Genomic DNA, 18,095 nt, shown 5'->3' with positions numbered 1-18,095 from the left:
GATTGTGGCACCCGAACATTGCGGGAGTGTGATCAGCTCCGGGTCAGGTCAGGGGGATGACGACCTCGTCCTCGACCGGCGGGTCCACCTCCTGCGTCCGGTTCCCGGTCGCGGCGAAGCAGCGCAGCCGCACCGCCTCCGGGGTCACGTCCAGGCGCAGGAAGCACTTGAAGAACGGCGGACTGTAGGTGGCCGAGCCCGGCGAGAACAGCTGCGTGTAGATCTTCTTCACCGGCAGCCGGAACCGGGAGGTGCGGTCCGGGCGGCCGCCCGCGCCGAGCAGGCTCGCGACCAGCCGGATGCGGCGGGTGACCCGGGTCTCGGGACCGGGCTCCCGGCTGGGCTTGATGCCGAGGCGCTCGGCGATCACGGCCGTCGCCTCCGCCGCGGTCAGCGTGAAGAACCGGGGCATGCGCAGCCGGCGGCCGTAGAGGCGGCTGTAGAAGGCCAGGGAGTCGCCGCGCAGCGGGTAGCAGCGGAAGTCGTCCTCGGTCACGTCCGCCACGGAGACGCGGGGGATGGTGTGGGTGGCGTGCATGAACGCACCGCCGCCGCCCGCGACCACGTACTGGAGGGTCCGGCCGCCCACGTCGACCGGGTAGCGCTGGTAGTTGTGGATGTCCCCGCCGATCGCCGCCACGTAGCCGTGCGCCGGGTCGCGGACGATGTCGTCGACGGTGCCGCCGCCGTCGATCGGGCACGGGTGGTGCTCGCCGTCCACGTACAGCGGGGAGCCGGTCACCAGGATCTTCGGACGCGGTCCCCGTGACACCTCCCGCAGCCAGGCGCCCTGTTCGGCGTCGAGCGTGCCGAGCAGCCCGGTGTCGATGCCGACGATCCGCACCGGACCGGCGTCGATCGCCCAGTAGGGACCGGGCTGTTCGGCGCCCTGCTCCGGCGCCGACCGCAACGCCCGTGCCTGCGCGAGCAGTTGTTCGTCGGTGCGGCTCGGCCGGTGCCACAGCAGTGCCCGCCACCACGCGGGGGAGAGCGGACGGGGCTTCGGCTCGGGCGGCAGCGGCGGCGCGTCGCCGCAGAAGACGCGCATGAACGCGCCGAGGTCCTCGTACCAGTCGTGGTTGCCGGGTATCGCGTAGATCGGCGCGGGATAGTCCTGGTAGGGACGGAAGAACTTGGTGGCGTAGTCGTCGGCGGCGCCGACCGGGTAGATCACGTCGCTGGCGATCACCGCGAAGTCGGTGTCCTGACTGACCTTCAGGAACCCGGGCACGACGGCGTACTGGGGGTCGTCGCCCTCGCCGGTGTCGCCGATCACCATGAACGAGAAGCGGTCGGCGTCGGCGCGCCGGATCACCTTGTCCGGTGCCGCCCCGGCCGCCGCCCGTTGCGCCACCCAGCGGCCGCGGGTGCGGCCGGTCGGGTCGCCGAACCAGGACGCCAGCACGCCGTTGCGGGCGGCCCACATGGTTCTCGGGTTGAGCCAGTACAGCTTCTCGACATGGTTGGGCATCAACTGGCGGTAGGCCCCGCGTTCGGCCTCGCCCCAGCCGGCGCCTTCCGCGGTCTCGCGTGAGGAGTCAGACACGCGGGCACCGTAGCAATGATCAACCGGCGGGCCGGGGGCAGGGGTTGGCCGAGCGCCTCGCGGACACCTCGGCGCGGATCAGTCGGCGACGATCTTGAGGGCGCTCATCCAGCCGTGCCCCTCGGGGCGGTTCTGCAGGGCCATGTGCAGCAACTGGATGCCCTCCAGTTCGCGGGCGTGCCGCAGGCCGCCGACGACCACCGGGTTGAGCCCGCCGGAGGAGGCCAGCTCGGCGACCTGGTCGCGGGCCGCCGGGTCGTCACCCGCGATGAACACGTCCAGCGGCAGTCCGCCCGCCTCGCCGGTCACCAGCGGGCCCGCGAACGTGGTGTTGAACGCCTTCACCACTCGGGTGCCCGGCGCGGCCGCCGCCGCGATCTGCTGGGCGCCGGAGCTGTCCGCGGGCACGGTGAGCGAGTCGAAGGTGGCGAAGTCCACCGGGTTGGAGATGTCGACGACCGTCTTGCCTGCGAGGTGGTCGCCGTACTCGGCCACCACCTGCCGGGCCGCGTCGAACGGCACGGCCAGCACCACCACGTCCGCCGACCCGACCGCGTCCGGCACCGCGGGTGCCACGTCGGCGCCGTCCGTCCGTGCGCCGAGGGCGTCGGCGAGGGCGGCGGCCTTGGCCGGATCGGTGCCGACCAGCCGGACCGTGTGCCCGCCCGCCAGCGCCCGGGTGGCGATACCGCCCGCCATGTTGCCCGTGCCGACGATGAAGACCCGCATGGATGCGCCCCTTCCGTGAGGGTGTGAGCCCCCGGCGCGGGACCGGGACCGGGAGACCGCGGCACCGGTCCGCACTCGGAACAATCAGGATAAAACGGTCCGGCGGCCTCGGCTCGGGCGGGTCGCCGGACGTCGCGGCGGCGGGCTAGTCTGGCGCGTCATGGGGGACTGGGGGATGCGGCCGGCGTCGCCGGCGGACGTCGAGGCGGTGGCCGGGCTGCGCGCCGTGGTCCTGCGGGACGACCTGGAGCGGCTCGGCCGGTACGACCCGTGGCGCGTCCGGCAGCGGCTGCGGGACGGATTCGACGCGGCCCACACCTGGGTGATCGAGGTGGGCGGCGCCTTCGCCGGCTGCGTCGCGCTGCGGCCCGCCGCCGACGCCCACTGGCTGGAACACTTCTACCTGGCCCCGGACGTCCAGGGCGGCGGGGTCGGTTCGGGCGTGCTGCGCGCGCTGCTGGAGCGGTGCGACCGTGACGGCGTCCGGGTCCGGCTGAACGTCCTGCGCGGCAGCGCGGCCCGGCGGCTCTACGAGCGGCACGGGTTCACCGTCGAGACCGAGGACGCCGTGGACGTGTTCATGGTCCGCCCGCCGTCTTCCTGGGCCCCGCCCGGCCCCGGCCGCCCCGCGGCGTAGAGGGAAAACCCTCGATTGCTCTCGACTTGAATGACATGGCCGCATCAAGGCTGGAATCCTCGCTCCGCGCACGCTTTCTCCACGGCGTGTCCACGGATCACGGACCCCTTGTCCCGGTCCCGCCGATCCCGGTCCCCGCACAGCTCAGCTCGTCCCGGTCAGCACACCCCGTCTGCCCGGTCTGTCACCGGCCGCGACCCGGCGGCCGCAGCAGGAGGAGTTCGAGTGAGACGTCTTCCCCACAGACGCGCCACGGTCGGAGCCGCCCTGGTCTCCACCGTGGCGCTGTTCGCCGTCGGCATCCAGTCGGTCCCCGCGAACGCCAAGCCCGCCGCCCCCCACCCCAGCCCCCTCCGCGCCGGCGGCCTGGAGGCCGAACTCAGCCCGGCCCAGCACACCGCGCTGCTCAAGAGCGCCCAGCAGCAGACCGCCGCGACCGCCCGGCAGATCGGCCTCGGCGCCAAGGAGAAGCTGGTCGTCAAGGACGTCGTCAAGGACAACGACGGCACCCTGCACACCCGTTACGAGCGCACCTACGCGGGCCTGCCGGTCCTCGGCGGCGACCTGATCGTGCACACCCCGCCCGCCTCGCTGGCGGCCGGCACGGTCAGCACCACCTTCAACAACCAGCGCACCGTCAAGGTGGCCTCCACCACCGCGGCCGTCACCAAGTCCGCCGCCCAGGCCTCGGCGCTCAAGACCGCCAAGTCGCTGGCCGCCGAGAAGCCCGCCGCCGACAGCGCGCGCAAGGTGATCTGGGCCGGCAACGGCACCCCGAAGCTCGCCTGGGAGACCGTGGTCGGCGGCTTCCAGGACGACGGCACCCCGAGCCAGCTGCACGTCGTCACGGACGCCACGACCGGCAAGGAGCTGTACCGCTACCAGGCGGTCAAGTCCGGCACCGGCAACACCCAGTACAGCGGCACGGTCACGCTGAACACGACCCTGTCGGGTTCGACGTACCAGCTGTACGACACCACGCGCGGCGGCCACAAGACGTACAGCCTCAACAACGGCACCTCGGGCACCGGCACCCTGATGACCGACGCCGACGACGTCTGGGGCACCGGAGCCGGCTCCAACACCCAGACCGCGGGCGCCGACGCGGCCTACGGCGCCCAGGAGACCTGGGACTTCTACAAGAACACCTTCGGCCGCAGCGGCATCAAGAACAACGGCGTCGCGGCCTACTCGCGGGTCCACTACAGCAGCGGCTACGTCAACGCGTTCTGGGACGACAGCTGCTTCTGCATGACCTACGGCGACGGCTCCGGCAACACCCACGCCCTCACCTCGCTGGACGTGGCAGGCCACGAGATGAGCCACGGCGTCACCTCCAACACCGCGGGCCTCAACTACACCGGTGAGTCCGGCGGCCTGAACGAGGCCACCTCGGACATCTTCGGCACCGGCGTCGAGTTCTACGCCAACAACTCCTCCGACGTCGGTGACTACCTCATCGGCGAGAAGATCAACATCAACGGCGACGGCTCCCCGCTGCGCTACATGGACAAGCCCAGCAAGGACGGTGCCTCCGCGGACAGCTGGTACTCCGGCGTCGGCAACCTCGACGTGCACTACTCCTCTGGCCCCGCGAACCACATGTTCTACCTGCTGTCCGAGGGCAGCGGCAGCAAGACCATCAACGGGGTCACCTACAACAGCCCGACCTCCGACGGCGTCGCCGTCGCCGGCATCGGCCGGGCCGCGGCCCTGCAGATCTGGTACAAGGCGCTGACGACGTACATGACGTCCAGCACCAACTACGCGGCCGCCAGGACCGCGGCGCTCAACGCCGCGACCGCGCTGTACGGCGCGAGCTCCGCCCAGTACGCGGGTGTGGCCAACGCCTTCGCGGGCATCAACGTCGGCAGCCACGTCACCCCGCCGACCTCGGGGGTCACGGTCACCAACCCGGGCAGCCAGTCCTCCACCGTGGGCACCGCGGTCAGCCTGCAGATCTCGGCCAGCAGCACCAACAGCGGCTCGCTGAGCTACGCGGCGACCGGACTGCCGGCCGGCCTGTCGATCAACAGCTCCACCGGTGCCGTCACCGGCACCCCGACGACGGCCGGCACCTCCAGCACGACCGTCACGGTGACCGACTCCACGGGCGCCACCGGCACCGCCTCCTTCACCTGGACCGTCAGTTCCAGCGGGGGCGGCGGCAGTTGCACCGCCACGCAGCTCCTCGGCAACGCGGGCTTCGAGTCGGGCAACACCACCTGGACCGCCACCAGCGGGGTCATCACCAACGACACCGGCCAGGCGGCCCACGGCGGCTCGTACAAGGCGTGGCTGGACGGCTACGGCTCGACCCACACCGACTCGCTGTCCCAGTCGGTGACGATCCCGAGCGGCTGCACCAACACCACGTTCACGTTCTACCTGCACATCGACACCGCCGAGACCACCAGCAGCACGCAGTACGACAAGCTGACGGTCACCGCCGGTTCGACCACCCTGGCCACGTACTCCAACCTCAACAAGGCCACCGGGTACGTGCAGAAGTCCTTCAGCCTCGGCTCCTTCGCGGGCAGCACCGTGACGCTGAAGTTCACCGGCGTGGAGGACTCCTCGCTGCAGACCAGCTTCGTCGTCGACGACACCGCCGTGACGACAGGCTGATCCTTTGACAGAACGCGCGTCCCGCGGCCGGTCTCCGGCCGCGGGACGCCCGTGTGTGTCAGCTCAGCGGATCCAGTGTGAGGTACGCCTGCTGCGGACCGCCGTCGTTGACCAGCGACTCCTGGTTGCCGACGTCGTCGAAGGCGAAGGCGTACGCCTTGCCGTCGGCCATCTGCGCGTGGACGGCGCGCGCGTACTGGTTGGTCACCGCGTCCTTGTAGAAGTCGGCCGGGTTGGTGTCCGGCTGGTTCGCGCTCGTGAGCAGCGTGGACCGGTTGAAGCCCGCGCACAGGGTGCGCGAGATCGGGCCGCGCACCTGGTCGTTGGGCGCGTCCAGCAGGTTGTGGCAGCCGAAGACACTGCCCGAGTCGGGCTTCTGGAAGCTGGTCACCACCGCCCCCGCGGAGTTGGTGAAGTTCATGACGTTGCCCGAGACCCGGCCGAAGTACTTGGTGTTCGGCTGGTCGGCGAACGGCGTCACCGTCAGGGTCGTGGACGCGTACTTCGTCCAGACCCGGTTGACGTAGTCGTTCAGGACGCTCGCGGGCAGCCCCCCGGTCTCCACGCCGTACAGCGGGGAGAGCGCGCGGAGCACGGTGCCGTCCGACCGGGTCTGCACCAGGTTCGCCCAGCCGCCCGACTGTCCGCGCAGCGCGTTGAAGACCGCGTTGTAGCCGCCGGACTTGAGGTGGCCGGTGCTGGCCACCGAGCCGTCCGAGCGCTGCACGCCGACCGCGTACGGCGCCGAGAACATGTCGACCTGGGTGCTGTTGATCCACAGGCCCGCGTCGTTGAGCGTGTACTCGGACCAGTTGAAGAGGATGTTGCGGTTGGGGTCGCTCGGATTCTGCACGGCGGGCTGCACCAGGCCGCCGGTGGTCAGCCTGAAGTCGAGCTTCTGGCCGTAGGAGAAGTAGATCCGGCCGGAGAACTTCGGGATCCGGATCGTCTTGGACTGTCCGGCCGCCGGGCCCGCGATCGAGGCGTCCGGTGCGGGGGTCGGCGGGTTGCCGCCGGCCGGCCAGGCGTGGAAGGTGCCGTTCGCGTCGGCCCAGCCCTGCCGTCCGGTGGAGAGCTGGGTGCCGAGGTCGTAGACGTAGACCTGGTCGCCGCGGCCGGAGTTGTTGGTGATCTTCAGGGGGATGGTGTCCGGCACCGCGGCGGCGGCCGGTTGCGGGGTGCCCAGGGTGAGCGCCCCGCCGATCAGCGCCGCGGCGGCCGCCAGGGGCAGCGTGCGGCGTGCGAATCCTGTGCGCACTCTCCACCTCCGTGTGGGGTCGGGGTCGTACGGATATTGGTCCGTACCAGTTTGAGAGCGCTCTCAGCGTGCCGGTGGGACGGGTGCATGTCAATGAGTGGGGACGGAATCGGGGGCCCGCCGGACGACGGGCCCCCGATCCTGCGGACGCGGCCGGATCAGAAGGTGCGCTTCAGCAGACCGAGCAGCGCGTCCCAGTGCCGTTCGGCGGCCTCGGCGGAGTACGCGGGCGTGTCGGCCTGGGTGTACCCGTGGCCGGCGCCCGGGTAGACCTCGCAGGTGTTGCGGACCCCGGCGGCGGTCAGCGCCCGCTCGAAGGTGCGGATCTGCTCCTCCGTCATGGACTGGTCCTGGTCTGCGAAGCCGAAGTACAGCTCCGCCGTGATCCGGTCGGCCAGCAGGTGCGGGCTCTCCGCGTCCTCGGTGACCAGCTGGCCGCCGTGGAAGCCGCCCGCGGCCGCGATCCGGTCGGGGAACGCGGCGGCGGTCCGCACCGCCAGCCGGGCACCCAGGCAGTAGCCGGTGATCGCCACCGGACCGTCGGCCACCAGCGGGTTCCCGGCCATCCAGTCCAGGTAGGCGCCCGAGTCACGGACGCTGAGTTCCGGCGTCAGCGACGACATGACCGGCATGATCTGCTGCCAGATCGTCGGGTCCGCCGACGGGTCGATGAACTCGGGCAGGTCGAAGACCGGGGTACGGCCGCTGCGGTAGAAGACGTTCGGCAGCAGGACCGTGTAGCCCTCGCCGGCGAGCCGGTCCGCCATTGCCTTCAGGTGCGGGCGGATGCCGTAGGCGTCCTGGTAGAAGAGCACCCCGGGGTGGGGGAGGCCGTCGGCGGGGTGAGCCAGGTAGGCGTCGGCGACGCCGTCCTCGGTGGTGATGTCCACGTCGGATCCCTGTACGGCGGTCATGGCGCAGTGCCTCTCTGTGGAGTCGGCGTCGGGTCGGGGGAGGCCCGGCGCGGCATGTCACGATCATCGTGGCACGCGAAGGTGAGAGGACCTCCGCGCGGGGAGCCCGCCGTCACTCGAAGCGCGAGACGTCTCCCGCGCCCCGGCGGACGATGACCGCCTCGCCGTCGGAGAAGTCGACGACCGTGGTCGGTTCGGTGCCGCACTCCCCGGAGTCGACGACCGCGTCCACCTGGTGGTCCAGGCGGTCCTTGATCTCCCAGCCCTGGGTCGGCGGTTCCTTCTCGTCCGGCAGCAGCAGGGTGCTGGACAGCAGCGGCTCGCCCAGCTCCGCCAGCAGCGCCTGGGTGACCACGTGGTCGGGGATGCGCACGCCGACGGTCTTCTTCTTCGGGTGCAGCAGCTTGCGCGGCACCTCGCGGGTCGCCGGGAGGATGAAGGTGTAGCTGCCGGGGGTCGACGCCTTCACGGCCCGGAACACGTCGTTGTCGACGCGCACGAACTGGCCGAGCTGGGCGAAGTCGCGGCACATCAGGGTGAAGTGGTGCCGGTCGTCCAGGTGCCGGATGGAGCGGATCCGGTCGATGCCGTCCCGGCTGCCGAGCTGGCAGCCCAGCGCGTAGCAGGAGTCGGTCGGGTACGCGATGAGGGAACCGGAGCGCACCGCGTCGGCGATCTGGGAGATGCTGCGCGGCTGCGGGTTGTCGGGGTGCACGTCGAAGTACTTCGCCATCCGCCGAGCTTATGCCCACCCGGCTCGCACGGCCCGACGGGCTCGACCTGAGGGACGGTGGACCGCCGGGACCCGGAACGGCGCCGAGCGGATTCCGGCAAGGAACCGCGGCCCGGATCGCGGGGAACTCGTGTGCATGGACGGTCGAAACCGGGGAACCCGCACACTCAGCCGCCCGAGGGCCCTCCCCCCGGCCCCGGGTGAGGCGTTCTTCGCCGGCGGCCCTTCCCCCGAGGGCCGCCGGCGAAGGTGTACCCGGCGGCCCGGACCGCACGGGTTCATCGGGTAACGTCCATAGACCGAGGTCAACGCTACGGACGAGGAGCAGGGCGAGATGGCTGGCCGGGCAGGCGAGGGCCCGCACCCCCCGACATCCCAGGACGACGTGTGGACCGCGCAGCTCCTCGACCACCTGCGCCCCGGGGCCCGCGACCCGCGCCGGGTGGTCACCTGGCTCGCCCGCGCCGTACGGGCCACGGTCTGCCTCCAGGACGCCGGCGGCGCCGTGCTCGCCGGTGAGCGGCTGCCCCTCGACGCCGGCCTCGTCGCCGAGGTGGTCGCCGGCCGGATCTCCGCCGCCGCCGTCCAGGACGGCGACCGGCACCTGCGCCTGGTCTCCGTGCCCGCCCCGGAGCCGCGCCCCGCGGCCGCCTCGCTGCTCGCGGTGGCCCGCGACAGCCCCTTCGACCGGCGCGCCGCGGAGATCGTCACCCATGCCGCGGGTGTCATCGAACTCCTGCTGCGCGAGCGCGAGTCGAGGGCCGCCGGGCGCCGGCTGCGCCGGGCCACCGCCGACCTGCGGCTGGCCATCCTGCAACTGCTGATGGTCGAGGACACCGTCTCCGCCCGCCGGGTCGCCGCCGGCCTGTGGCCCGGCCTCCTGGACACCGACAGCGCCCGCGTGTTCGTCGTCGAGGGAGACCCCGCCGAACGCGACGGCCTCGCCGAGGACTGCCTCGACATCACCCGAGGCCAGGCCCTGGTGGTGCGCTGTCCCGCGGTCGACGGCCACGTCATCGTCGTCAGCCCCGCGCCCACCGCCGGTCAGTGGCTGCGCTCGCTGGTCGACGGCCGTCCCGGCACCTTCCTCGGCGGCAGCGTCCGGCAGAGCCTCGCCCGCACCGCCACCGCCTACGGCCAGGCCGTCAGCGCCCTCGCCGTCGCCCACTTCCGCTCCGACCAGGCCGCCGTCTACGCCGAACGCACCCACCCGGAACGGCTGATGGACCCCGCCGCGCTGCAGGCCTGGTCCGCCGCCGTGCTCCGGCCGCTGGACGTCCTGCCCCACCACACCCGCGCGGAACTCCTCGCCACCACCCGCCTCGGCCTGGAGTTCACCGCGGTCAGCGCGGCCAAGGTGCTCGGCGTCAGCCGCAACACCGTCCGCGCCCGCATGGACCGCGTCGAGGGCCTGCTCGGCGCCGACTTCTCCGACCTCGCCGTGCGCGCCACCGCCCACCTCGCCCTGAACACCCAGGCGGCCGGCACCGAGGACCTCGGCGGCGCGCCGCCTCCGGTACCCGGCGCACGGCTCGCGGACCTGCTGGCCGGACCCGGCCTGCGCGCCTGGGCGCACGACCTGCTGGACCGGCTGACCCGCGACGGACGCGATCTGCGCGGTACCCTGCGGGCCTGGATCGCCGCTGGCGGCAACGCCGAACGCGCCGCCCAGGACCTCGGAGTGCACGCCCAGACCGTCCGCGAACACGTCCGGGGCGCCGAGCCCGTGCTGGAACGGCAACTGCTGGCCGCCGGCACCGACCTGTACGAGGTCGTCCTGGCCCACCTCGCCCTCGGCGACCTCACCGCCCCCGCCCTGCTCAGGGCGAATCCGGGCCAACCGGACTCACCTGTGCACGGGTGAGCCCTCCGGGTGACCGATCGGGCATCGTTGCGATACCCAACGGCCACATCCGCACGTAAGTTCACATCCCGCGGGGGCACGACCGGAACGGGGGACCGGTCGCAGCCCCCGCGCTCCGGCACGCGTTCCGGGACCTCACCCGCCCAGCAGGACCGGGATCTCCCGCCAGCCGAAGGCGATGAACGACGGCACCTGCCGCAGCCCCCGCGCCCCGACCGCCAGCCGCAGTCCCGGGAAACGGCCGAACAGGGCGGGCAGCGCGGCGAGCGCCTCGGCACGGGCCAGCGGCGCGCCGATGCAGCGGTGCACGCCCAGCCCGAACGAGAGATGGTCGCCGGCCCCGCGCGCCGCGTCGAACACGTCCGCGTCCGCCCCGTAGCGCGCCGGATCCAGGCCCGCCGCCGCGTACGTCGTGATGATCGCGTCCCCGGCCGGCACGGTCACGTCCGCCACCTTCAGATCGGTCACCGCGAACCGCAGCGGCAGCGCGGCGATCGACGGATGCACCCGCAGCGTCTCGTCGACCACCGCCTCCCAGCCGACCGTCCCGGCACGTACCGCCGCCAACTGGTCCGGACGGGTCAGCAGCGCCACCACGGCGTTGCCGATCAGGTTGACCGTGGTCTCGAAGCCCGCGCCGATCACCAGCAGCAGCGTGTACAGCAACTCGTCGTCGCCGAGCCGGTCGCCGTCCTCGTCGCGGACCCGGATCAGCTCCGTGGTCATGTCGTCGCCCGGGTGCGCGGCCTTGTGCGCGATCAGGGCCCCGAGGACCGTGCCGATCCGCTCCTGCACGAACGCGGCGTGCTCCGGACTCGGATCGGAGGTGTCCATGATGGCCGCGATCAGTTCGCCGGTGTCCTCCGTCAACTCATCCGGGACACCGAAGAGTTCGCAGATCATCCGCATCGGCAGCGGATGCGCGAGTCCGGCCCGCAGATCCACCACCGAGCCGTCGGCGCCCGCGGCCGCCACCGCGTCGAGCAGGTCACCGGCGATGGCCGTCACCCGCGGGAGCATCGCCTCGGTGCGCCGGTGCGTGAAGCTCGGCGCCACCAGCCTGCGCAGCCGGGTGTGGTCGGGGCCGTAGGCGGAGAGCATGTTGACCACGCCGATCCAGCCGAGCACCCAGCCCCAGGCGGGGTGTTCACCGATCCGGGGCCACAACCGCCAGTGCCTGCGCGGGTCCTTGCTGACCCGGGGATCGAGGATCAGTTCCCTGAGAACGTCGTAGCCGGTGGGGGCCCAGGCCGGGATGCCGCCGGGCAGTTCGACGGGCACCAGCGGGCCGAGGGCGCGCAGCCGGGCGCTCTCCGCCGCGATGTCCGAGCCGAACGGGTCGAGGGCGAAGCGGTCGGTGACGGTCACGACGAGCCTCCGGGCCGGTCGGGGGAGCGGGGAGTGAACCGGACGGGCAGCGAGGTGAGCGAGCGGTGGAAGGGACCGGGCCGCCAGCCGAGCCGGTCCCGCGGCAGCACCGGGTCGAGATCGGGCAGCCACTGGGTCAGCCGCTCGATCGCCTCGGTCGCCACGAGCAGCGCGTGGTGCCGGACCGGGCAGGCGTGCGGCCCCGCGCCCCACGACAGGTGCGAGGCGTCCCCGCCCCGCCGTCCGCCGCCGGCCTCGCGTTCGGCGAACAGCCCGAGGGCGCCGAAGGAGACGACGACCGGGACCGCCGGCCTGACCCATGTCCCGTGCAGCGGGACGGGCCGGCGCGCGTAGTAGACGCCGTAGTTGGCCAGCGGGGTCTCGTGGTGCAGCACCTCGACCACCGCGTCCATGACCGGGCGGGCGCCGCTGGTGAGCGTGGAGTAGTAGAGGGAGTTGCCGAGGATCCTGGACAGCGCGTTGGAGACGAGGTTCGTGGTCGGCTCGTACCCGGCGCCGAGGGTGAGGAAGACCTGCCAGGTGACCTCCTCCTGGGTCAGGCCGGCCGGATGGTCCAGGAGCATGCTCGGCAGATCCTCGCCGCGCTCGGCGACCTTGGCGGCCACCAGCCGCAGCACGTAGTCGGCGTACTCCGCCTCGCCCTCGGCGGCCCGCGCGCCGCCCTCCATCATCTTCAGGAGGCCCTCGTCGAGCCGGTCGCCCTGGCTGTCCGGCAGCCCGAACAGGTTGTTGAAGACCAGCGCCATCAGCGGCCGGGCGAACTCGGCGACGAGGTCCGCCTCGCCGCGCGGCCCGAACCGGTCCACGAGCAGCCGGACCGCCCGGTGCACCAGCGCGCGCAGGTCGTGCGGCTCGATCAGGTCGAACACGTCGATGAGGCTGGTGCGGTAGCGGAGGTGCGCGTCGCCGTCGGAGAACAGGGCGTTGGGCCGCCAGCGCATCATGCCGAGGAGCGGGGAGTCCGCGGGGACGGTCGCCTCCCAGCCCCGCGGGTCGTGCGAGAAGGCCTCCGCGTCCCGCAGCACGTCGAGGGCGGCGCGCCGCTCGGTGACGACGTACGCCGGTGTGTCCGGGGCCAGTTCCGCCCAGCCGACCGGGCCCTGGGCGCGCAGCGCGGCGTAGTAGCCGTGCGGGTTCCGGGCGAAACCGTCCTCCCACAGGCGCACCGGCGCGGCCGCGGTGAAGGACTGCTGTGCGGTCATCGGGCCTCCGCCGGCCGGTCGTCGATCAGATGCTGTACGAGGGCGAGCAGCGCGTCGACCGAGGAGTGCGGGTCCCGGGCGTCACAGGTGACCATCGGGGTGCCGGGCTCCAGGTCCAGGGCGGCGCGCAGCTGTTCGGCCGTGTGGTGGCCGGGCGCGTCGGGAAACGCGTTGAAGGCGACCGCGTACGGCAGACCCGCCTCCTCCACCAGGCCCAGCACGTCGAAGGAGGCGTCGATCCGCCGGCCGTCCACCAGGACCAGGGCCCCGAGCGCCCCGTAGGAGATGTCGTCCCACAGGGTCCGGAACCGCTGCTGTCCCGGTGTCCCGAACAGGTAGAGCACGACGCCGCCGGCCAGGCTGATCCGCCCGAAGTCGATCGCGACGGTCGTCGTCTCCTTGTCCCGGATCCCGTCCAGCTCGTCGACCCGGGCGGAGGCCTCGGTGAGGCGTTCCTCGGTGTGCAGAGGGCGGATCTCCGACACCGAGTCGATCAGGGTCGTCTTGCCCACTCCGAACGGGCCGGTGACCAGGATCTTGACCAGGTCGCGGGCGGTGTCGGGGAGATGGGGGCCGCCCGTGCGGGGCAGCTCACCGGTGCTTGAGGGCGCGGAGGCCATCGGCCACTCTCTTCAGCAGGTCGGGATCGAACCGTTCGGCGGGCGGGATGGGCGCGCGGGCCCGGACCAGGCCCCGGTCGACGAGGTCGGCCGCCAGCACCCGGACGGCGGAGACCGGCAGCCGCAGCAGCGCCGCCGATTCCACCAGGGTCAGCGCGCCGCCGGACAGCAGGTCCAGCAGGGCCTGTTCGGCCGCCGGCAGGCCGGCGGGCACGGGCGTCCCGTCACGGGTGAGCACCGTGAGCCGTTCCAGGTGCGGACGGCTGGGACGGGCCACCCCGCCGGTGGACAGGTACGCGGGGACCAGGGGACGGCCGCCACGGCGGCCGGTCATGCCGGCGCGCCGCCGTCGGAGCCTCTGGGCGCCGCCGCCATCGCCTTCTCGCCCAGCCGGGCCACCTGCGAGTGCACCCGGTGCGCCAGCAGGTCCAGGCGCACCTCCGGGTCGCCGTAGGCCGCCACGCAGGTGCCGTGGTCGGTCGGCACGATCAGCACGTACCCGTGGTCCGACTCGATGACCACCTGCCGCACCTCGGCCCGGTCCCGGTCCGCGAACGCGGCCGCCGCGGCCCGGCAGGCGCCCTGCACGGTGCTGGTGATCGCGGCCACCCGCTCGGCGGTCGCCTGGGACAGGGAGTCGGTGTATCCCGTCGCGAGGCCGTCCCGGGTGAGCAGGACGGCGGCGAGGACGTGCGGTACCTGCAGGACGGGATCCAGCACCCATGCCGTCTCACCCGCGTCGCGGCTGGTCATCGGGCCGCCTCTCCTTCGTCGTCGGTCCGTCGTGGATCGGGCGCCGGGGCCCGCTTGGGGGTGCGCGCCGCCGCCGTGCCGTACTGCAGGGCCGCGAGCGCGGCGGCCGCCGCCTCGGGCCGCCGCTCGGCGGCGGGTTGCCGCCGTGGCGCTTCCGGCGCGTCGGGACGGATACGGCGCCGCCGCTGCGGCAGCCCGCCCGGCGACCCGGGTTCCTGGTGGCCGGGGGCGCGTTCGTGCTCGGCGCCGCCGGACCCGTCGGCGGCGGGTGCCGGGACGGCCGGGGCGGGGGCAGTCGGTGCCGGTGCCGGTGCCGGTGCCGTCCCGGCCGGTGCCGCCGGAGCCTGCCCGGCCGACTCCCGTAGCGCCGCGCGCTCGCGGGTGGAGCGCGGTGCGCTGACGGACGGCGGACGCAGCTCCGGATCGATCCGGCCGAGCAGGTGGGTGTCGACCCGGAGCACCGCGCGTACCCCGCCGTACGGCGACGGGGAGGAGACGTCGACGCTCAGGTCGAACTGGCGGGTGAGCCGGCCGACCGCGGCCAGGCCCATCCGCGGCGGATCGCCGAGGTCGGTCAGCAGGATCGGGTCGCTGCCCGCCACCAGCCGCTGGGCGCGGGCCCGTTCGTCCTGCGTCATGCCGAGGCCCGCGTCGTCGACGGTGACGCACACCCCGTGGTGGACGTGCTCCAGACTGACCACGACGTCGGTGTCGGGCGCCGAGTGGCGCAGCGCGTTGTCGAGGAGTTCGGCGACGATGATCGCGACCGGCTCGACCGCGTGCGACACCAGCGCGGTGCCCGGTTCCAGGTGGTTGTGGACGCGCACCCGGCGGTATCCGGCGAGCCGGGCCTGGCCGCCGGTCACCGCGTCCACCACGTGGGACTCCTCACGGGCCAGGCCCACCCAGGCCCCGCACACCACCGCGGCCACCTGCGCCCGCCGCAGCGACTGCTCGTTCTCGTGGTCCAGCGCGAACAGCGTCTGCGCCAGCTCCGGTTCGTCGTAGCGCTGCTGGAGTCCGCGCAGCGCGTCCTGGAGGCGGTAGAGAGCGGCCTGGATCTCCCGGGTGGCGCCGCGCAGCCCGGCCTGCGCGGCCGCGTCGATCCGGGCGCGCTGTGCGGTCAGCTCCTCGCGCAGCGCGGTGAGTACGTACTCCAGCGCGATCCCCGTCGGGGTCCCTGGCGTCTGATGCCCGGCAGGACCCGGCACCTTGAGGTGCGGATGGGTGAGCTGCGCGGCGGCCGCGGGCATCCGGCGGGCGGCCAGGTGCTCGACCTCGGAGACGAACGCGCCCTCGGCGGCCCTCAGCCGGGCGCGCAACTCCGTCACCTCGGCCCGCAGCGCCGCCTTCTGCCGCCGGGCCCGCAGCAGACCGCCGCCGAGGACGAGCGCGGAGAGGGTTCCGGCGGCGAGACCACCGGCCACCAGTTCCGGCAATTCGATCATGGAATCGGTTTCCAGGGGAGTAGGGCAGCAGTGGGCACGGGGAGCCCTGGGCCCTCCCGTGTGGCGCTCGCAGCACAGTACACACCGTCATCGACCGGCCCCGCACGGTGAATCGTCACATCCCTTCGAATCTGCTCGGCGGGTGTTCGCTTCTGTGTCAACTGTCGGAAATGCCGTGCGAGGCAGGCGAGTTGGGGATCGGCGCGGTCTCCTGGTCGCCGCACATCGGTGACAGCACCGCGAGCGTGCCGTTGGCCTCGCGCAGGGCCAGCTCCAGGGTGGCCGGTACGTGCAGCGCGCCGGTGCCGTCCGGCGGCACCAGCCACTCCAGGTACCGTGCGGGCCGGTACGGCGGGGGAACGGCGACCCACGAGCCCCTGGTCGCGTAGCGCAGGCCGGAGCCGATCCAGCCGCCGGACGGGTCGGGCGGCAGGAAGAAGCCGATCCGGCCGGCGGTGCTGTCCGCCAGGGTCGGCCCCGGCACCGGCAGCGACGGCCGCCACAGCAGGTCCAGCGTGAGCAGGCCGAGCCGGTCCGGGACGCTGAGCACGTCCCAGTAGCGGCCCGCCTCCAGCAGTGCGACGCCCTCCCCGTGGTCCCACTCCCACTTGCAGGTCCGGGGGTCCGAGGCGGCGGCCGCCAGCCATTCCACGCCCTGCATCCACATCGCGTTCGTCATGCACCGCTCCGGGGTTCACCGCGCACCTGCCTCGGGGCAGGGAACGTCCGACACCGGGCACTCGGTGCGCTCGCACGCCAACCCGGCATATGCATGCTGGTAGATATTTCTACGTGGCGGAAGGGGTGGCGAACCCTGGCGTTTTGGGGTGAATGTTCGAACACGGAACGGACGTTTCCGTATCAGCCGCGGTGGTCGGCGGTCGGCGGGCGCGTCGACGCGTGAATCGATCGACTTGGCAATCGATTCGAGTGCCAGATCTTGAAAAGGCGCCGTTTTCGGTCGTACTCTCCACTCGTTCCGCCGTCGTCGATCCCGACTGGGGTACTCCATGGACCGCGCCCGACTGAACGCCCTGCTGGCCCGGGAGAGCGCCGAGGCCGAGCGCCGCAACCCCCGCTCCCGAGCCGCATATGCCGGAGCCGACCACCTCTTCGGGCGGGTCCCGATGACCTGGATGAACAAGACCGCGGGCGCCTTCCCGCGCTACCTGGCGACCGCGCGCGGAGCCCGGGTCACCGACATCGACGGGCACACGTACATCGACTTCTGCCTCGGCGACACCGGCGCGATGGCCGGGCACTCGCCGGCCGTCGTGACGGAGGCGGCGCACCGCAGGTTCGCCGAGCTGGGCGGGGCCACCGCGATGCTGCCGACGGAGGACGCGGAGTGGGTGGGCGCGGAACTCACGCGCCGCTTCGGGCTCGCCCGCTGGAGCTTCTCGCTCACCGCGACCGACGCCAACCGGTGGGCGATCCGGCTCGCCCGGGCCGTCACCGCCCGCCCGAAGATCCTCGTGAACAGCTACAGCTACCACGGCAGCGTCGACGAGTCCCTCATCGTGGTGGGCCCCGACGGCGAGGGCGCGCCCCGCCCCGGAAACGTCGGCGCGCCCTGCGACGTCACCCTGACCAGCCGGGTCGCCGAGTTCAACGACCTGGCGCAGCTGGAGCGCGAACTCGCCCACGGCGACGTGGCCGCCGTCCTCATGGAGCCCGCGCTCACCAACATCGGCATCGTCCTGCCCGAACCCGGCTACCTGGCCGGCGTGCGCGCCCTGACCAGGCAGCACGGCACGCTGCTCATCAACGACGAGACCCACACCTTCTCCGCGGGACCCGGCGGCTGCACCGCGGCCTGGGACCTGGAACCGGACCTGCTGACCATCGGCAAGGCCATCGGCGGCGGCATCCCGGCCGGCGCCTACGGCCTCTCCGCCGACCTCGCCGACCGCCTGCTGGCCCGCGCCGACCTGGACCTGGTCGACATGGGAGGCGTCGGCGGCACCCTCGCCGGCAACGCGCTCTCCCTCGCCGCCACCCGCGCCACCCTGGAGCACGTGCTCACCGACGAGGCGTTCGCCCGCATGACGGACCTCTCCGAGCGCTTCGAGACCGGCGTCCGGCAGGCCGTCGGGGCGCACGGCCTGCCGTGGTCGGTGAGCCGCCTCGGAGCCCGCACCGAGTACCGCTTCGCCGACCCGGCACCCCGCACCGGCACCGAGTCCGCGGCCGCCGCCGACGCCGAACTGGAGGACTTCCTGCACCTCTACCTCGCCAACCGGGGCATCCTCCTCACCCCGTTCCACAACATGGCGCTGATGTGCCCCGACACCACCGAGCAGGATGTCGACACGCACACCGAGGTGTTCGGCGCCGCCCTGCACGAACTCGTCGGCTGACCAGGGAGAGCCCC

At 72.8% G+C, this 18,095-nt stretch carries 16 protein-coding genes; 4 read left to right on the top strand and 12 right to left on the bottom strand.

The annotated features are described in order from the left end of the window. Window positions 1–43: 43 nt before the first annotated feature. Both ACIQOE_RS33330 and ACIQOE_RS33325 read right to left on the bottom strand, forming a co-directional pair. The gene (locus ACIQOE_RS33330) at window positions 44–1,546 is read right to left on the bottom strand and encodes a metallophosphoesterase family protein (protein WP_401415435.1); all 1,503 of its coding nucleotides are present in this window, start codon (window positions 1,544–1,546) and stop codon (window positions 44–46) included. A 78-nt stretch (window positions 1,547–1,624) separates the two neighbouring features. Beyond that, window positions 1,625–2,275 carry an NAD(P)-binding domain-containing protein gene (locus tag ACIQOE_RS33325; protein WP_362648461.1) on the bottom strand — a complete coding sequence of 217 codons (651 nt, stop codon included), beginning with the start codon at window positions 2,273–2,275 and terminating at the stop codon, window positions 1,625–1,627. A 160-nt stretch (window positions 2,276–2,435) separates the two neighbouring features. On the opposite strand from ACIQOE_RS33325, the gene ACIQOE_RS33320 reads away from it, so the two are divergent. Together ACIQOE_RS33320 and ACIQOE_RS33315 are read left to right on the top strand one after the other, a co-directional pair. Next, window positions 2,436–2,912, top strand: a complete 477-nt coding sequence (locus ACIQOE_RS33320; RefSeq protein ID WP_401415433.1) for a GNAT family N-acetyltransferase — start codon at window positions 2,436–2,438, stop codon at window positions 2,910–2,912. 225 nt (window positions 2,913–3,137) lie between these two features. Next, window positions 3,138–5,540, top strand: coding sequence for a M4 family metallopeptidase (locus ACIQOE_RS33315; protein ID WP_362648458.1), 2,403 nt, complete (start codon window positions 3,138–3,140; stop codon window positions 5,538–5,540). A gap of 58 nt (window positions 5,541–5,598) precedes the next feature. Here the strand turns inward: ACIQOE_RS33315 and ACIQOE_RS33310 are convergent, their stop codons facing one another. The 3 genes from ACIQOE_RS33310 to ACIQOE_RS33300 all read right to left on the bottom strand — a co-directional run bounded on the left by ACIQOE_RS33310 (window position 5,599) and on the right by ACIQOE_RS33300 (window position 8,445). Beyond that, window positions 5,599–6,798 carry a glycoside hydrolase family 64 protein gene (locus tag ACIQOE_RS33310; RefSeq protein WP_401415431.1) on the bottom strand — a complete coding sequence of 400 codons (1,200 nt, stop codon included), beginning with the start codon at window positions 6,796–6,798 and terminating at the stop codon, window positions 5,599–5,601. Window positions 6,799–6,956: 158 nt separating this feature from the next. Beyond that, entirely contained in the window at window positions 6,957–7,712 is a 756-nt protein-coding gene (locus ACIQOE_RS33305; protein ID WP_399010657.1) for a dienelactone hydrolase family protein, read from the bottom strand. Window positions 7,713–7,824: 112 nt separating this feature from the next. After that, entirely contained in the window at window positions 7,825–8,445 is a 621-nt protein-coding gene (locus ACIQOE_RS33300; protein ID WP_351323165.1) for an L-threonylcarbamoyladenylate synthase, read from the bottom strand. A gap of 334 nt (window positions 8,446–8,779) precedes the next feature. On the opposite strand from ACIQOE_RS33300, the gene ACIQOE_RS33295 reads away from it, so the two are divergent. Continuing rightward, the gene (locus ACIQOE_RS33295) at window positions 8,780–10,309 is read left to right on the top strand and encodes a helix-turn-helix domain-containing protein (protein ID WP_401415428.1); all 1,530 of its coding nucleotides are present in this window, start codon (window positions 8,780–8,782) and stop codon (window positions 10,307–10,309) included. Window positions 10,310–10,444: 135 nt separating this feature from the next. Here the strand turns inward: ACIQOE_RS33295 and ACIQOE_RS33290 are convergent, their stop codons facing one another. The 7 genes from ACIQOE_RS33290 to ACIQOE_RS33260 all read right to left on the bottom strand — a co-directional run bounded on the left by ACIQOE_RS33290 (window position 10,445) and on the right by ACIQOE_RS33260 (window position 16,400). Further along, window positions 10,445–11,677 carry a cytochrome P450 gene (locus ACIQOE_RS33290; protein WP_401415426.1) on the bottom strand — a complete coding sequence of 411 codons (1,233 nt, stop codon included), beginning with the start codon at window positions 11,675–11,677 and terminating at the stop codon, window positions 10,445–10,447. Next, window positions 11,674–12,900 (bottom strand): cytochrome P450, encoded by a 1,227-nt coding sequence (locus ACIQOE_RS33285; protein WP_401415424.1) that lies wholly within the window; start codon window positions 12,898–12,900, stop codon window positions 11,674–11,676. The genes ACIQOE_RS33290 and ACIQOE_RS33285 overlap by 4 nt, the downstream gene beginning before the upstream one ends. Next, complete coding sequence (locus ACIQOE_RS33280) at window positions 12,897–13,520, bottom strand: GTP-binding protein (RefSeq protein ID WP_401415422.1); 624 nt, start codon at window positions 13,518–13,520, stop codon at window positions 12,897–12,899. The genes ACIQOE_RS33285 and ACIQOE_RS33280 overlap by 4 nt, the downstream gene beginning before the upstream one ends. Continuing rightward, complete coding sequence (locus tag ACIQOE_RS33275) at window positions 13,492–13,854, bottom strand: DUF742 domain-containing protein (RefSeq protein ID WP_365556751.1); 363 nt, start codon at window positions 13,852–13,854, stop codon at window positions 13,492–13,494. The genes ACIQOE_RS33280 and ACIQOE_RS33275 overlap by 29 nt, the downstream gene beginning before the upstream one ends. After that, entirely contained in the window at window positions 13,851–14,273 is a 423-nt protein-coding gene (locus ACIQOE_RS33270) for a roadblock/LC7 domain-containing protein (RefSeq protein ID WP_351937257.1), read from the bottom strand. Before ACIQOE_RS33270 ends, ACIQOE_RS33275 begins: the two co-directional genes overlap by 4 nt. Beyond that, window positions 14,270–15,721 (bottom strand): ATP-binding protein, encoded by a 1,452-nt coding sequence (locus ACIQOE_RS33265; protein ID WP_401415420.1) that lies wholly within the window; start codon window positions 15,719–15,721, stop codon window positions 14,270–14,272. The genes ACIQOE_RS33270 and ACIQOE_RS33265 overlap by 4 nt, the downstream gene beginning before the upstream one ends. Before the next feature lie 157 nt (window positions 15,722–15,878). After that, window positions 15,879–16,400 (bottom strand): hypothetical protein, encoded by a 522-nt coding sequence (locus ACIQOE_RS33260; protein ID WP_365556755.1) that lies wholly within the window; start codon window positions 16,398–16,400, stop codon window positions 15,879–15,881. 331 nt (window positions 16,401–16,731) lie between these two features. On the opposite strand from ACIQOE_RS33260, the gene ACIQOE_RS33255 reads away from it, so the two are divergent. Beyond that, window positions 16,732–18,081 (top strand): transaminase, encoded by a 1,350-nt coding sequence (locus ACIQOE_RS33255; RefSeq protein ID WP_401415417.1) that lies wholly within the window; start codon window positions 16,732–16,734, stop codon window positions 18,079–18,081. Window positions 18,082–18,095: the final 14 nt, after the last annotated feature.

The sequence above is a fragment of the Streptomyces sp. NPDC091282 genome (assembly GCF_044757385.1).
Taxonomy (GTDB): Bacteria; Actinomycetota; Actinomycetes; order Streptomycetales; family Streptomycetaceae; genus Streptomyces; species Streptomyces gramineus.
Note: the sequence above shows the minus strand (reverse complement) of the source record. Positions and strands in the feature narration are given on the sequence as shown.